This is a genomic window from Undibacterium sp. Di24W (assembly GCF_049340325.1).
GTDB lineage: Bacteria > Pseudomonadota > Gammaproteobacteria > Burkholderiales > Burkholderiaceae_D > Undibacterium.
On sequence record NZ_JBMPOP010000001.1, the window covers coordinates 341,845 to 357,323 of the forward strand.

Consider the following 15,479-nt stretch of genomic DNA (forward strand, 5'->3'; position numbering starts at 1 on the left):
GTGCTCTGGCCAATTTAATCAAGGAAAGCTCCATGAACCAAAATCAAGCAACAGTAAATGCAGTTGATCCAACTCGCACACAAGCCAGCTTAGGCAAGAAAGTACTAAAATGGACGGGCGTGTTGACAATCGTCGTACTAGTACTAGGCGGCATCTTAATTGCTACACTCTTTTGGACAGCACTGCGCACAGAACAGCCTGTCGGCTTTCAAGTCGTACGCGCCGTTGACGCCGCAGGAAAACCTTTCGCGCTGGGAATTTGGTATCCAACCAGCGCTCAGCCCTCAGCCAAATGGGCTGGTAACTTTCTAATGTACGTTGCCGACAATGGATCGGTGAAGGGAAACAATTTACCCTTAGTTGTCATGTCACATGGCACTGGCGGAAGCATCACCAGTCATGCTGACTTAGCACTCGCGCTCGCATCTGCTGGCAACGTCGTCGCCGCACCGATGCATCTCGATAACTTTCAGGACATGTCATCGGTCGGCACACCTGCCTACATTTCAGGCCGCACAAGACAACTCCGTTCCACGATAGACCACATGCTTACAAAATGGAAAGACGCCAAACAAATTGATGCCGAGCGCATTGGTGCATTCGGCTTTTCGATAGGTGGATTTACTGTCTTGACTGCAACTGGAGCCAAACCTAACCTGGAGAGTATCGCTCAATATTGCGCCAATTCGCGCGAATTTGCCTGCGACATGCTACGTCAGTCAAATTCATTTCTACTCAAGGCAGAACTGCCTGCCGGTTCTGATAATTTTGAGCAAGATACGCGGATCAAAGCGATCGTAGTTGCTGCGCCTGGTTTAGGATTTAGCTTCAGCGGCAGCAATGCACTAACGACCATCAGCACACCTGTTCAGTTGTGGCAAGGGGATAAGGATGAAAGTGTGCCTTACGCCACCAACGCCAAAGTCATACAAGATGGGCTCGGCACCAAAGTCGATTTTCAATTGGTGCCTAACGCGGGGCACTACTCATTTCTGACACCATGCGGCCCATTGAAGATGCCGCCGATTTGCTCAGATCCAGCGCAATTTGACCGTGCGGTTTTTCACAAAACAATGAATAAGCGTGTCATTGCATTTTTTGCAGAACATATGAAAAAATAAGCAGACGTGCGCTCATCGCCCTCCCTACGAAAAACCGTCTATTAAAACCAAACAACTAACTACATCGGAAACATGAAAATGAGAAACACCTTAAAAATACGCCCTTACACTTCCGCCGATTGGACTCGCGTTTGCGCTATCCATGATGCAGCGCGTATAGACGAGTTGAAGGCAGCAGGTCTTACGGAAGCATTTTTAATGCTAGCGGAAACCGCGGAGAATGAAGGTTTCCATGAATACGAAATTCAGGTCGCCGAATACGAGGGAAACGTGCTGGGTTTCGTGGCGTTTTCTGCGGATGAATTGGCCTGGCTCTATGTTGATCCGATTTTCTACGGCAAAGGCGTCGGCAGCGCGTTAATTGACGCTGCACTTACCACTTGTGCTGGGCCGATGACTGCTGAAGTACTCGATGGCAATCATGCCGCTATCGCGATTTACAAAAAAGCAGGCTTTGTTGAAATAGGTAGAGCTCAGGGTCATATGCCTGGCAATGACGCATTTGCTGTATCAGTGACAGAATTGCGGCATTCGGGTCGGCAATAACGCTGACTTGGTCGACAAGGCCAAGCTCCTTGCAGCCAAAACTGGCGTCAAGATCGTAATGCGTTCAAAATTTCGCACGTTCGATTTCTGTTTTAGCAATCGGTAGTTGCTGTTCGCAACGAAAAAATGCAGATGAAATTCATCATTTCTTCATAATCTACCACTACGCTTTGGCTCAGTTGGACTCGCGAAACTTTAGAAAGGAAGAACCTATGCAAACGAATATACGCAAAAAAAGCTGGAGTACATCCATTAGCATTTGCACGACATTGCTAATCTTTAGCGTAATCTCATCCCTGGCACATGGACAATCCAATCCGCAAAAAAAAACGTCTGAGAATAAAGAAGCGCCTCCAGCAATGAAAGATGGCGATCCTGGCATGCCACACCGCGAACCGCCTCCGATGGCATACGAGGCTTGTAAAGCTAAAAAAGAAGGTGCGTTGGTTGAAATCGTAACGCCGCGAGAGGGGAAAATTAACGCTACTTGTACTACATCGCCGAAAGGTTTATTCGCTAGACCGGAACGCCCACCGCATCCGCCTGAAGCGGGACGAATGGGCGACCCTCAAATGAAACAAAAAGAAACGCCTGCCAAGAAAGACTAAGTATTTATCGGTCTGGAGAATAAACCGAGTCTTGAATCTAGGGATCACAGGTTCAAGTCTTGGCTTGCAACTGCTTCTCAATAAATGGACTCGAACAAGGCTTGTCGTCCGTTAACCGATGACTGACATATGCGTCTATTTGACTAAGTTCAACTCAAAACTATTCATACTAAGTGCTCCCCGTTCGATGACTTGGTCCGCGATTGCATCCTTAAAATAGCGCTGCAAAACATAGAAATAAGCAGCATTGCGAATGCCATTGAGCTTCCTATGATTGCTTTCAAAAAAAGGAAATCTCTCTGGAAATTGCGTCCATTCTGCCGCTTTGGTATAAGCTAGATGTAATCGTTCACCTGCTTCGGTGACATATAAATTTCGTCCGCGCTGATAGAAAATTTCTGCGGCCAAGGTGGTCGGCAGGAGCAGGTAGTGCGTATAGCTAATGCCATTTACCCCTTTGTCGCTGCCACCACAATACACGTTCGTGTTACTGCGGCAAATTTCTAATGGCAGTGAACCGTCGTCCGCTACCTGCTTAAGCATCAGTGTTTCCCAGCGAGACTTCGCTTTAGTGAGAAGACTCTCATCCTCAAGGTAGGCTGCGATCGCGGTCTCAAGTAACACGCCCCAGTTTCCATGGTTGTTTGCGTGATTGGCATGGCTAGCGGGAGCAGCGATGGTCACGAGCATTTGACGAAACGCTTTGTCGTCCCAATTCTCATACGCTCGCACCCAACTCGCCGCAACAATTAATTGCGGCATATTGAAATTAACTTCGGCTGAGCCCTGCCCTTTTTGTACGTATTTGAGAGTCACTGCCCAAGCCTGAGCGATACTTTGGGTATGTCGCGCAAAACTGGGGTCACCGGTCAATTGAAAACAGAGTGCAGAACGATAGGCAACGCCTGCATCAATAGTTAGATAGCGTGCGCTTTCATCATGGCTCACGCCGGAGCTGGTGTAATGTGGTGCTGGCGCAAAATTATAGACAGCATGCGGCGCGTCGTTTAGCTCTTTATCGCATCGCTTACGCAATGCTTGCCATTTTTCTGGTTGCGCGCGCAATTCCTGCAAGCGGCTGGCCGAGATCATAAGACCTTCATTATCGGCAGCTTGAGCAGTCTCGGTTAATCCAATAAGCGCCAGCAGAAACAAGAGAACACAGTACTTCATTGTCATCTTCATACCGCCTACTTTCAAGATTTGTAAAAACGCATTTTAAGTGGAGGCTCTTCGCCTATCGTCTTTGTTTGTAACTGGATGTAAAACTATTCTAGATTAATTGGCATTGAAGCAGCGCATGCAAACACAGGGTTTCAGCTGACGCAACGGCATCCCAAATCTGACTTTGTGGCTAAAAGTTCGCTACTACAAGAGAGAAAGAAACTAAGAAATTGTTACATCATCGTTCGGCTTAAAACTGTTCAGACGACTTGCCACTATCTACTTTGTGAAATAATAAAAGCGATCTACAGAAAACGAGGTGTACTGTTCTCCTTACCCAATTGAACAGCACTTTAGCCCCATCCCCAAACGAAAACTCGCCATGATGAAATTGATCCGTAAAACAATACCAGCATCGACACGTTACGTTTTTCTCTTACTCTTAGTAATTTGCACCAAAGCGTTAGCGCAAGATGGTGACATCGATCGCATTGACAAACAAGGTGAACGCCTGTTGCAAGTGTTGGAGCTAAGCCAAGTCGAACAGCTTTGGCTCCCGGGGCTGCATGTTAACTGGGAAAGCGGTGAGGCAGACGGTAAGCCACTCAAAGGGAATGGCAAACATACACACTGCAGCGCGTTCGCCGCCGCCATTGCCAAGCGACTTGGCATTTACCTGTTGCGCCCTCCTGAGCACAGTGCAACGCTATTAGCCAATGCCCAATACGACTGGCTCACATCTGCAGGGAAAACAGCAGGCTGGGATCAACTTACAGACAGCAAGGAAGCGCAAGCATTAGCCAATCGTGGTTTATTCGTGGTCGCTGTTTATCGCAATCATCACGACGACAGACCCGGACATATTGCCATTATTCGCCCCGATCAAAAGACCGTACAGCGTGTTATCGAAGAAGGCCCGCAAATTACACAAGCAGGTGCGACGAATTATCTTAGTACAACGCTCAAACAAGGTTTTGTGTCACATCCTGCGGCATGGAATAAAAAAGAAGTGCGATTTTTTGCACATCCAATAGCATGGGCTGACACAAAATTGTAGCGTTCAGCACTGTCCATGATCGGCAGTATGGGCTCAACGCGCATATAAAGTCATTCGGATAGCGCTCTGTTCTACCTCTTTGAATTCCTAAGACGCCAAGCAATCAAATCCAAGCACTCTGCAAATAGCTAATTCCACATTAATTCTTGCTTCACCCAGCAGCCGCATTGACCTTCACTTGCATAGCGGCCGGGTCAGATTCATGGATCGCCAGAACATTAATTCCTAAACCGAAAATGGCATAGCCATGCGCTTTCAAAAACTCGGTAATGTGATTTTCATTGGACTTAATTTTTTCTATCATCATCTGCGGTTTGCAACGCGAGATAGAATCTGCTGCGCCTTGTAAGGCTTCCATTTCCATACCTTCAATATCAATCTTGATGAAGTCGATTCTAGGCAACGCCAAATCATCAATGGCAAACAATCTGGTCTCTACGGTTTTTTGTGGAGAATAGTCGATGGTCTGTCCGATGAATTCCGTGCGTTCTGTTTTTCTAATTTCCAAGCTTCCAAAACTCGATGGCGTGAAGTGATTCGCAGACGGCACTTGTATGGTGCCACTGTTCGCTCCCACTGCCGCCCACATTGCACGTGCATTAAAGCAATTGTTCATCGCGATGTTGCCTGCCAGTGCATAAAAAATTCGCTCCTGAGCTTCGACGCTAATCACTTCGCCCCAAGCATGCATGTGCTTCGCCCACTCTATCGTATGTACACCTATATTTGCACCACAGTCGATTGCCACGACGCCAGGCCCAAAAGATTCTTTGCGGGTTGTTAGCAGTTGCAGAGCAAAATCCACTTCAGCTGGATCAAACGCCGAATTATTTAACAACTGAAATCCAACACCGTAACCACCACGCTCAGTCAAACGATAGTCGTGGCGATTGACCAGCATGCTACCGTGATTGGTAGCCGCGACCACGAAAGCAATGGGACGTAAATTAGCGATAGCCATAATTTGTCTTTTTGAAATTTAAGTTAAAGGGAAGCGACCGTGCTTAGCCAACTCGTCTGCTGGCAATTTACGCATCACAAACTCAATGCCACATTCTGCCACAGGGGTAAGGGTTTGATCGAAGCGTTTTAGTTCATAGCGATAGGTCGCGTCTAATAATTCCAATTTTAAAGTCTGTGCCTGCGACGAAAATTCAGGCAACAGCTGCATCAAATTGATCGATTTGGGCGACCAAGAAGCCGATTTATGAATGGTAAAAGTCCACTTATGGTCATCGTTATAGGTCGAAGGGAATTTGCCCTGCTCGTAAAGGTCCTCATCCGGTACCATAACGACCAAATGCCCACCAGGTTTCAATACACGCAACCAATTCGCCAAAGCAATACGCGGCTCGACCATATGCTCCAAGCTATGACTAGAGTGCGCAAAATCCAAACTACCGTCTGGAATGGTCTCCAAATACTGTGCATCTCCATCTGGAAGATCCCAATTTTTAACGCTTTTTATCAAGGGAAATTGTTCGTGATACTGTGCGATAGGATCAGCGCCGCATCCTATATCAATTCCATTGTCTACAAAATACCGAGTCGTAAACCTTTGATCATGTACACGACGCATCATTGCCTTACTGGTTCCGCTCATTGCTTACCTTGTGAGTTTAAAGAAACGAATAGTGAAAAATTTAGTGCAAATGGAGCCAATTCCTGACTTAACGTATTTATAAACCAGCTCCTCCTCTATGTCCAGACTAAGGCGATTAAGCTTGCCAGTAATGTCCATCATGGCACGTCGCCATAGCGCGAAACTTCACAAGTTATATCCAAAGATTCTCTCACCAAAAAAACAAAGTTCAAAACCAAAACATCACTTCCGATTTCGCTTCGATACAATTAACAATAATTCTATTTGCTCTACTTTCATGCTTATTTATTACTCATCTAAGGATCAGAAAGCTTTTAGATAATACAGCCATTCATGAGCGTATTTAAAGCTGCCTGAAGGGGGAGAGCTAAACTTGTGATTATGAAAATGATGTGTAATACTTCAACTCGCTTGCTTCAATTTTACTCACTCTTTACTCGCCGCATGTCTTAGCAACAGCTGAGTGAGCATCAGTATTACCACCATGATTTATTCGAAAACCTAAACATTAATTGATTGATGTCCAATTCATTGGATGAATCACTTTAACGCTTCAAATCAGAATGGGAGAGATTTTATGCGGCATTATTTTTTTGGCGCACTTCTAGCATTTGCAATCATCAATCCAGCCCACGCACAGTTTTTTTCTTTGTTTGGCACAACGCTTGACATTGTTGCGACTCCTTCTACGGCAACAATATATAAAAGAAAGCTACAGGACAATTCTCTAATTCCTATCGGCGTTGGGAACGCAAAAATAAAACTCGAAAAGAATGATCCAAACACGATCGTGGTACGACAAGAAGGCTTTCGCGATAGCATACGAAGCTTCCCAAGCGAAGCAGATTACCCCGATAAAACTTTCAGTATTTTTCTGACCAAACGCGTAGTACAAGTTACCGCGCTACCTTATGACGCCAAAATTTATATCAATGGTGAATTCAGAGCCAGTCGCTCCTATGAGGTTGAAGTTGACGAAGGTCAGACGACAACGCTTGAGGTATTGAAACCTGGCTATGCCACCGTTAAACGGATCTATCGCTGGAATCGTGGCGGTGAATTACCACCTATCGAAGATCGAATAGAACTTATCGATCGGAGAGTTTCCGTGACAACTTCAGCCGAAGGGGTTGAGTTGTTCAGTAACGAAGCGAAAGTTGGAGAAGGAGATCTTGACTTCATTGTGAAGCGCGGTACTTGCGCGAAACTCTCTGCCAGAAAAAATGGTTGGATCACTGAAACTAAAGAGTATTGCAATAAAGATGGTCAACCCGAACCACCATTAGCTGACAAATTTACACTCAAAGGCCGCTTGGTTAAAGTGACCGCTCCTGAAGAGGCTCGCATCTATGTGAACGAAAAATCTGTCGCCTCAGGTTCATTCGGCGTCCAAGTGCCATTCGGTAGTTGTACGCTTGTGCGCGTCAAGCAACCGGGCTACCTGACGTTCGTACAAGAATATTGTGCAAAACCGAATGAGACAGAACCACCGTATGAAGAAAATGTTGTACTCAGAGCAGATGGTTCTTATGCAGCATCCATTGCCAGCGACCAAGCAAACGTCAACTTCACCATTGAAACTGGAAAAAAAATAAAAGAAGAAACCGCTTGGAAATTGCTTTCCTCAATCGTCTTAAACTATTTTGATGTTCTGGACAATTCGGACAGCCAAACTGGCTACTTAAGAACAGCGTGGCAAATCAAAACGTGGGGGCAAAACGAGGTGAATGAATCGGTGGTGCGTACTCGGGTAATTCTCAAACGCATCGGTGATGAACCTCTCAGGTATTCATTGAAGATTGTTAGTGAAAAAAACAAAGATGGCCTGCGCGGAAAATGGTCAATCAAAGACGATGAGCATTTTGAGTCGTGGGATCGTATCTTGAACACATATCGCGATCTGATCGGGGAAGCACAAAGTCGATTGAAATAAATTAGCGAGGGAGTATCTACTTTGATACGCCCTCACTAATAGAGCATGCATGAAACTTGATATGCGAGACAGTGAAACTCGCAGCACAGAATCGAGGTTTGCCCCTACAATTTCGATATGATATTTTGAAAATTCGCCTACCAAGCTTTATGAACAAAGCTACCAAGAGAGCTTCGTGACACCGACCAATCGCCGGTTTATGTTTTAGGAATCAGCGATGCCTACTATTGGAAAATATGTTGAGGGTTTGCGCATCATCCCAAGAAACGGCGAATACGCAAAAATAGAACGCAAATGGCAGACCCCAATACCGTAAGGCTGTCGATCACCAAAGGAACTTGAGCATAAAAGGCCGTTCGTGTTTCTGAAGCAATTCCACCATCGCATCCCTTCGCATGATTAATTAGCGCTATCTAATTTTTTCGCATAAAAAGCCTTTTGTTCAAGTCTTGTCCTTTCAATCCGTGATTTCAAAATTTCGTTTATCTCACTGACTTAACTTTTTGTTGTATCCAATCACGAATAATTTGCATCGCCTTGGGTGACAATGTCTCTTCAAGATCTTGATATTCTGCACTGGCACCATTCTTGGCGGTTTGAAATAAATGATTCAGGCCTTCAAGTGCGACAATCTGTACATCATGATTTTCGCGGGTAGCGGCTTTTATCGCCGCCAGATTTTCTTGTATAGGCACTTGTTTATCGAGACTACCATGTAAAGCTAAAATGGGCATGTGGTTGGCTTGCAGTGTTTTCATGGCCTTATACTGCAAAACATCATGCAACCACAAACCTGATAGTTCTTCCAACATGGCTTGACCTTGTGCGGAATTGAGTCCCATTCTTGCTTGTAATTCTGGTGTTAACACAGCACTTAATTGTTGTCGAATTTCTGCGCGGTCTGTGCTCTTTGCAGGCTGTGCTGCCACCGCGAATAAACGGCGCAGTATGCGTTCATTTGCCGCGATACGGGCTTCTGGTTGACCTTGTATTTCACCCTCCATACGTCGTTTCGCCAACAACCATTCCGTGATATCGGTAGCTGGTGCCGCCATCAACACTTGAAAAGCAACAGCGCGATTATTCATACCGGCTATGGGACCCACCATTCCACCTTGACTATGACCAATTAAACCGATTGCTTTTGAGTTGATTTCAATTTGTGATGCAAGGTAAGCGATGGCTGCTTTTACATCACTTGCGAAATCATGATTGGTCGCACTGTTAAAATCGCCTTCAGATTGGGCAACACCGCGATCATCGTAACGTAAGACCGCGATGCCGTTGCGCGTTAAATAATCGGCCAATACGGCAAATGGTTTGTGATCGAATACGCTAGCATCACGATCATGCGGCCCTGATCCGCTGATTAGTACAGCAGCAGGAAAAGGACCGCTGCCTGCTGGCAGTGTTAAAGTCCCGGCTAAAGTAATTTTAGCCTGTTGGTTCTGGAATCGAACTTCTCTTACTTGATAGGCAAATGGTGCTAGCGGTGTTTGTTGCTTTGTTACACCCGCAGTCTTTGCCTTATTCGATCCCTCTTCAGTACGTGAAAATTGCACTACCGCTGGCGCTTGCCCTTCTCGCAACCAGTTGGCACGCAGCGTATTGCTTTGTGTATTTAACTCACCATCGAAGCTTACCTGAGCTAGAGGAATGCGGAACGTAATTCTCTCGCCATCGCGAACGAGCTCAGTTACCTCTAGGCCGGCAATACCCATATCTGGTGAATCCAATAGTGCGATGGTGCCGCGCTCGCCGGTTGTCACGCGCAAGATCAAACGTAAATTATTACCATTACGCTGTAGCACAGCGCGCCAACTACCGTCTAATTCCGAAAGATTAGACAACTTCAGCGATGTGCCGCGAGTCCAGATCAGGGGTAAATTGGCGCCTTGCTTCCAAACGCCGATCAAGCTATCTTTTTCTTGATCGTACTTGCCTTCAAAGCTGGCAGAAAGTGCGTTCAGTTGTAGCTTCACTTCATTATTCACGAACTGAATCTGACTAACAGGAATCGCCTGACCCGGTGCTTGATCTACACTCTCTATCGATGCAACAACATTTCCTCGTGGATCTTTTTTTACAGTGAGTTCGAGTGCGTATTGCGCCCCGCCTGCTTGTAACTTGGCATGCCATTGACCTAGTAGATAATCGGCATTTTGTACAGCGGGCATAGCGTCAGTTTGTGCAACTGCTGCCAAACTAAGAATGAACATCAAACTAAGCATCACGTTTCTTACAAATAAAGATGAAGATTTCATGGCAGAGACTCACTTTCCTAAAGACGAGCACAAACCCAATGAGCCATTTGGGCTAACTTCGCTTATGCAGAAACTCGATTGGGTAACAATGCAGGACTTTCTCCCGCAGCATTGTTAGCTTGATTCAGTTTTACTTGAGCTAGCGGATAGAAACTTCACCTTAGCTAGAATAGAACGAAGATGGTAGGAACTTAAGGCGCTGCAGCGCGATGAGAGAAACGCAGATAGATAATACGAAGAATGGCAACTACGCTGCACACTATCAGTAACAGCAATGCAATAGCATTCGCGTAGTTTAAAGGTAAAATCAACCATGCCGAGGCGTAGCCCAAGCCACCTAAAGCCAAAGTCCATCCTACCGTTCTTAATATACGCAAGCGGAATCCAGAACTGATTTGCTTGGGCACGCGATTCGCGAAAATGCAAACCATCAAACCCATCAGACATCCTAGGATACGATTACCAAAATCAAGATCTAAATTTGTTACCCACGGTGAACGTAGAATCAGACTTACGATTAAAATAATGCAGGCATAAATAATCGCCTGTGTGAGGTTTTTCTGGTGTCTGGTAGCAGCCATCGTTTTCTGAGAAACGAATGGCATTTGTCTGAACATCCAAGCACACAGAACCAAAATGATGGTGATGATATAAGGCCATCGCAAGTGTGACGATTGCGAAAGCGTGACACTACAACCAAGCACAACCAACACGCTCAGGATACATGCGACAACGAATAGAACACTGTCAGTTTTCACTGTCGAGATTTTCATGGCTTTCCTTTGTTTTGAGAAAATGGTGACCGTGATTTCGATGGTTCTGCAACTTCAGGGATTGACTCTGCAGCTTTGATATTGATCCCCATCAACTGCGCAAAACCCACCAATGCTTCTTCTAACACAGAGAGCTTGAGGTAATACACCACCGTTTGTCCCTGACGTGAAGACTCAATCAATTCCGCTTCGCGCAAAACTGCAAAGTGCGCTGACATAGTCGGCTTAGAAACATCAAATTGATCAGCCAACTCACCCGCCGTTAAGGGGCCATCGCGCAACAAGCTTAGAACTTGGCGGCGAGTCGGATCAGACAATGCTTTAAAAATAGGATTCATGTTTCGAAGATTAGCTAATCATCTAAATGATGTCAAGATTTATTATTTGAAAAAATTCATGCCTCTCCCTCCCCACTCGAATCCCTCACACATTTAATTGCTTCCAACTATGTTCGCAAACCGACAGTCTTCCCTGTGTTGCCCAGATATTGTAAAGAGGACACATTTTCCATGACTTTCACAAGCTGATGTTTGAATGTTTAGAGATACTTCGCTACTAATTTAACTTGACCATAGGACCTAATTTTTTTAGAATTCAGACATAAATGACCAAAGGTCATTTTATTTTACGATATTGATGACCAACGGTCATTTAAACTAGGAGCAAATATGCAAGATGTAAAGGATACATGGGCTTTGGTGACGGGCGCTTCGAGTGGTCTAGGGACTGATTTCGCCAGTTTGTTGGCAGAGCGTGGTGCAAATCTCGTTTTGGTAGCACGCCGCCTTGAGCCTATGCAAGTCTTGGCAACAAGCCTGCAAGAACGATATCCAATCAAAGTGAAGATTATCGACCTTGATCTAAGTAAAGACTCATCGGCAACCGAACTTAAGTCTATACTCGATCAAGATGGCATTAAGGTTGCGACCTTAATTAACAATGCCGGTTTCGGGTTATTTGGCGATTTTCTAGAACAAGATCTTGAAAGAACAAATGAAATGCTAGCCTTGAATATGATGACACTGACACGGCTAACGCATTTATTCGCGCAAGATATGCGACAACAAGGTGGTGGCCAAATTTTATTAATCGCCAGCATCGGTGGGTATCAGGCGACACCTACTTATGCTGCCTACTCGGCATCGAAATCCTACGTACTCTTGTTTGGAGAAGCGCTTCACCATGAGTTAGCCAAATACAATATCAAAGTGAGTGTGCTGTCTCCGGGTATAACGGCCACAAGTTTTTTACAAGTGTCAGGGCAGAAGCCCACGCTCTATCAACGACTGGTGATGATGCAGTCTCGCACGGTTGCTCGCATCGGCTTAAAGGCTCTTTTTGCCGGCAAGGCGAGTGTCGTGCCTGGTCTGATCAATAAATTGACGATATTCTCAAACCGTTTTGTGCCGCGCCAGTTACAAACCAAACTGGCTTACCTGTTAATGAAAAACTAGACGCACCATGGAGAATTAAAAATGCATTGCATTATTTTGGGAGCAAGCGGATTGGTAGGACATCAATTGCTTTTGCAAGCCTTGGAAAACCCTAATGTCGTTCGCGTGGTTGCGCCTACTCGCAAAGCCTTGAATGCGCATCCTAAATTGTTGAATCCGATAATCGACTTTGCCAATCTGCCGACGGATGCAGAATGGTGGCATGCCGATGTAGTGTTATGTGCATTGGGGACAACCATGAAACAAGCCGGAACCTCAGAACGTTTTTTCGAGATCGATCATGACTATGTGCTCAAAGCCGCGCGAGCAGCAAAAGAGGCTGGCGTTCCAAGCTTTATTTACAATTCCTCGCTAGGTGCGGCTAGCAATGCATCGTCGTTTTACTTGCGAGTGAAAGGACAAATCGAGGCGGATTTGGCAGACTTAGGTTTTGCAAAGCTGGGGATAGTACGTCCGTCGTTTCTTGATGGGGGGCCGCGCCCTGAGAAGCGCCCGGGCGAATCCATCGCGATTTTCCTGGCCAAACTATTGGCGCCTCTCATCCCTAAAAAGTATCGTGCCGTTAGTACTGCCAAGGTAGCAAAAATGATGTGGCAACTGGCGTTGGAAAGTAAGGCTGGAAGGCATATCGCTGAATCGGATGCGATTTATCATCTCTAAGTTGTACAATGATCGCTTTCTGGCAATATCGTAATTACACCGAAATATGAAGACACGCGCACTCACCAGTGACGACAAATACATCAAGCGCAGCATCATCTTAAACGCTGCTCGCGAACTCTTTCTCGCGAATGACAGGCAATTGCCAGCGGTTGCGAATATTGCGAATCAAGCTGGCTTGGCCAAGGGAACGGTCTATCTTTATTTCAGTACTAAAGAAGAGATTTTTCTTGCTCTGTTAGCGGAAGAATTCGCAGGCTTGCTTGGGGCGATTCATGGATTTTTGAACGCAAGTACTAATCACAAGAGAACTTCAAAAGTGCAACGCCAAGAAGTCGCGAGTGGCCTAATTACAGAAATTGCTACCTACCTTAAAACTCATCCTGAGTTTTTACGACTCGATGCAATGTCCTACAGTGTACTTGAGCAAAACCTCAGTGATGAATTTTTGTATGCATTCAAGGTCGAATTGACTCGCAGCTTAGTCGATACCGGAAAACAGCTGGATAAAATTTTATCGCTAGAAGACGGTCGCGGCGCTAGTCTGCTGCTGCGGACTTATGCCTTAATGCGAGGTTTGTGGCAATCACTCGACTACCCAGAACATCTGCAAAAATTACTATCAAACCCGATATTTGCACCGATACGCCCAGAATTTCATCAGGAACTCACCATCTCGTTAAACGAATATTGGCGTGGTGCTTTAGCTTGAAACTACCGCTCGAACTCTATGCGATCGTGTCAGCTTTCGGCATATAACAAAATAAATTAAGACCCACGATAACCAGATTTACCGCCACCAAATTCACAAGTATCTTACGTCATGCCCTTGGCCGTGCAGGGTATACCAAACTTCGTTTTGAAAAAAAATTTAGAATTTAAATTCTAGATTTGAACATAGGTTGTAGTTCAATTTTTGATGGCGAACACCATGTTCACCATCAAGAATGATTTTAGTCACACCCTACAAATTTTTGTGCAAGACATTCTTTCGCAGTATTGTCTGCCCAGATAATTTGTTCCTGCTTCAGTCGCTTTGAAAGCACCTGAGCTCGGCCAGCCGCCCAGCCATTGCCCAAACCAGCGCTAATTTTGAACCACATATAGGCACGTGGCAGATCTTTTCCAACCGCATCTCCTTCCACATAAAATTCAGCAAGATTACTTTGTGCGACGGGCTCGCCGCGACTCGCTGCTAGGCGCATCCATTTCAATGCCATGGCGTAATTCTTGGTCACGCCTTTACCCTCAAAGTACATCCCGGCAATTCTGGTCATCGCAGTTGGCAGACCTTGATTTGCGGCAAGGCTTGCCCATTTGAATGCTTCTGCATCATTGCGTACTACACCTTGCCCCCTTCGATACATCTCACTCAGGTTATCCTGAGCATTTACATAGCCTTGGTTTGCAGACAATTTGAAAAGCCGTATCGCCTCGACCAGATTTTTAGCAACGCCCCTACCTTCAACATACATTAAGGCGAGATTATTCTGCGCGGCAGAATCGCCTTGAGCGGCCGCTTGCTGATACAGGTTAAAGGCTATCGTGAAGTCTTCTTTTACGCCGCGTCCTGTGTCATACATGAGACCCAAATTGTATTGCGCAATCGCACTTCCTTGCTCAGCCAGCGGCGTAAAAATTTTTAACGCAGTGGCGAAATCGGCGCGACGGGCAGCCGCAACACCTTCCTCGAGCGTATCGGCGCGCACATTGCCAACCAAAACCAACAACAGTGCAAAGATCAATCCATAATATCGTTGCTTCATTTTTTAATGCCTCTGAGTATGTTGAAGTTCCATAAGACTTTGTGCAAACACGACAGATTCAGACTGCATACTTATATCTCAACGGCATTAGAGATTGGTCTGTACGCAGCTTCCTCATTACGATTTTTTGGCGTTAGGGAAGCTTAGCGTATAAATTCGTGCTCGAGTAAGGACATCGCCTAGTTTTGCGGATAAAAGCCAGATACGACTTATTCGTTGAGGCATAGGCATTTCATGAGTGGATTGTCAGGCTCTGATTTATGTGTTTGGTAATTGTAGGAGAGTGGGCGTCTTGTTCGTCGCTCTTTCAAACTAAGACTATGTCCACATCTGCCAATTCTGACAAAAAAGTATGAAACCCAGACTTCTAACCATGCATCTTTTGTCGATTCGCTTACACCATTGATTTTCATAGTACAACTATTTTTAGTGAGTATTCATGCGGGTTTCAAGCGAGTTAAAACAAATTGCTTATTTTTTCGTAGTCAGGTATCTTTTCATTTTGTAAAATTAAATCACGTTAAATGTCC

General features: G+C 45.4%; 15 protein-coding genes. 8 read left to right on the forward strand and 7 right to left on the reverse strand.

Annotation, left to right across the window (positions count from 1 at the left end; translation table 11 throughout):
- Window positions 1-32 precede the first annotated feature (32 nt).
- The 3 genes from ACO0KZ_RS01380 to ACO0KZ_RS01390 all read left to right on the forward strand — a co-directional run bounded on the left by ACO0KZ_RS01380 (window position 33) and on the right by ACO0KZ_RS01390 (window position 2,275).
- Window positions 33-1,121, forward strand: a complete 1,089-nt coding sequence (locus ACO0KZ_RS01380) for an alpha/beta hydrolase family protein (protein ID WP_422991980.1) — start codon at window positions 33-35, stop codon at window positions 1,119-1,121.
- A gap of 78 nt (window positions 1,122-1,199) precedes the next feature.
- The gene (locus tag ACO0KZ_RS01385) at window positions 1,200-1,667 is read left to right on the forward strand and encodes a GNAT family N-acetyltransferase (RefSeq protein ID WP_422991982.1); all 468 of its coding nucleotides are present in this window, start codon (window positions 1,200-1,202) and stop codon (window positions 1,665-1,667) included.
- 212 nt (window positions 1,668-1,879) lie between these two features.
- Entirely contained in the window at window positions 1,880-2,275 is a 396-nt protein-coding gene (locus tag ACO0KZ_RS01390; protein ID WP_422991984.1) for a hypothetical protein, read from the forward strand.
- A gap of 135 nt (window positions 2,276-2,410) precedes the next feature.
- On the opposite strand, the gene ACO0KZ_RS01395 is transcribed toward ACO0KZ_RS01390, so the two are convergent.
- On the reverse strand, window positions 2,411-3,454 hold the full coding sequence (locus tag ACO0KZ_RS01395; protein ID WP_422991986.1) for an alginate lyase family protein: 1,044 nt from the start codon (window positions 3,452-3,454) through the stop codon (window positions 2,411-2,413).
- Between the two features lie 367 nt (window positions 3,455-3,821).
- Here ACO0KZ_RS01395 and ACO0KZ_RS01400 point away from each other — a divergent pair, with 367 nt between their 5' ends.
- On the forward strand, window positions 3,822-4,496 hold the full coding sequence (locus ACO0KZ_RS01400) for a hypothetical protein (protein ID WP_422991988.1): 675 nt from the start codon (window positions 3,822-3,824) through the stop codon (window positions 4,494-4,496).
- A 151-nt stretch (window positions 4,497-4,647) separates the two neighbouring features.
- On the opposite strand, the gene ACO0KZ_RS01405 is transcribed toward ACO0KZ_RS01400, so the two are convergent.
- On the reverse strand, window positions 4,648-5,457 hold the full coding sequence (locus ACO0KZ_RS01405) for an FkbM family methyltransferase (protein ID WP_422991990.1): 810 nt from the start codon (window positions 5,455-5,457) through the stop codon (window positions 4,648-4,650).
- 18 nt (window positions 5,458-5,475) lie between these two features.
- A complete protein-coding gene (locus ACO0KZ_RS01410) occupies window positions 5,476-6,099 on the reverse strand; it encodes a methyltransferase domain-containing protein (protein ID WP_422991992.1) in 624 nt (207 codons plus the stop codon).
- Between the two features lie 577 nt (window positions 6,100-6,676).
- Between ACO0KZ_RS01410 and ACO0KZ_RS01415 the strand changes: the two genes are divergently transcribed.
- A complete protein-coding gene (locus ACO0KZ_RS01415) occupies window positions 6,677-8,032 on the forward strand; it encodes a hypothetical protein (protein ID WP_422991994.1) in 1,356 nt (451 codons plus the stop codon).
- Window positions 8,033-8,514: 482 nt separating this feature from the next.
- Here ACO0KZ_RS01415 and ACO0KZ_RS01420 read toward each other — a convergent pair whose 3' ends face one another.
- The 3 genes from ACO0KZ_RS01420 to ACO0KZ_RS01430 form a co-directional block, all read right to left on the reverse strand.
- Window positions 8,515-10,296, reverse strand: a complete 1,782-nt coding sequence (locus tag ACO0KZ_RS01420; RefSeq protein ID WP_422991996.1) for an alpha/beta hydrolase family protein — start codon at window positions 10,294-10,296, stop codon at window positions 8,515-8,517.
- A 191-nt stretch (window positions 10,297-10,487) separates the two neighbouring features.
- Entirely contained in the window at window positions 10,488-11,069 is a 582-nt protein-coding gene (locus ACO0KZ_RS01425; RefSeq protein WP_422991998.1) for a hypothetical protein, read from the reverse strand.
- On the reverse strand, window positions 11,066-11,407 hold the full coding sequence (locus tag ACO0KZ_RS01430) for an autorepressor SdpR family transcription factor (RefSeq protein WP_422991999.1): 342 nt from the start codon (window positions 11,405-11,407) through the stop codon (window positions 11,066-11,068). The genes ACO0KZ_RS01425 and ACO0KZ_RS01430 overlap by 4 nt, the downstream gene beginning before the upstream one ends.
- Window positions 11,408-11,737: 330 nt before the next feature.
- Here ACO0KZ_RS01430 and ACO0KZ_RS01435 point away from each other — a divergent pair, with 330 nt between their 5' ends.
- From ACO0KZ_RS01435 to ACO0KZ_RS01445, 3 genes are read left to right on the forward strand one after another with little or no spacing between them, the layout of a single operon-like run.
- On the forward strand, window positions 11,738-12,523 hold the full coding sequence (locus ACO0KZ_RS01435; protein WP_422992001.1) for an SDR family NAD(P)-dependent oxidoreductase: 786 nt from the start codon (window positions 11,738-11,740) through the stop codon (window positions 12,521-12,523).
- Window positions 12,524-12,544: 21 nt separating this feature from the next.
- On the forward strand, window positions 12,545-13,183 hold the full coding sequence (locus ACO0KZ_RS01440) for an NAD(P)H-binding protein (RefSeq protein WP_422992003.1): 639 nt from the start codon (window positions 12,545-12,547) through the stop codon (window positions 13,181-13,183).
- Between the two features lie 46 nt (window positions 13,184-13,229).
- Entirely contained in the window at window positions 13,230-13,895 is a 666-nt protein-coding gene (locus ACO0KZ_RS01445; RefSeq protein WP_422992005.1) for a TetR family transcriptional regulator, read from the forward strand.
- 241 nt (window positions 13,896-14,136) lie between these two features.
- Here ACO0KZ_RS01445 and ACO0KZ_RS01450 read toward each other — a convergent pair whose 3' ends face one another.
- Complete coding sequence (locus ACO0KZ_RS01450) at window positions 14,137-14,949, reverse strand: tetratricopeptide repeat protein (RefSeq protein ID WP_422992007.1); 813 nt, start codon at window positions 14,947-14,949, stop codon at window positions 14,137-14,139.
- Window positions 14,950-15,479: the final 530 nt, after the last annotated feature.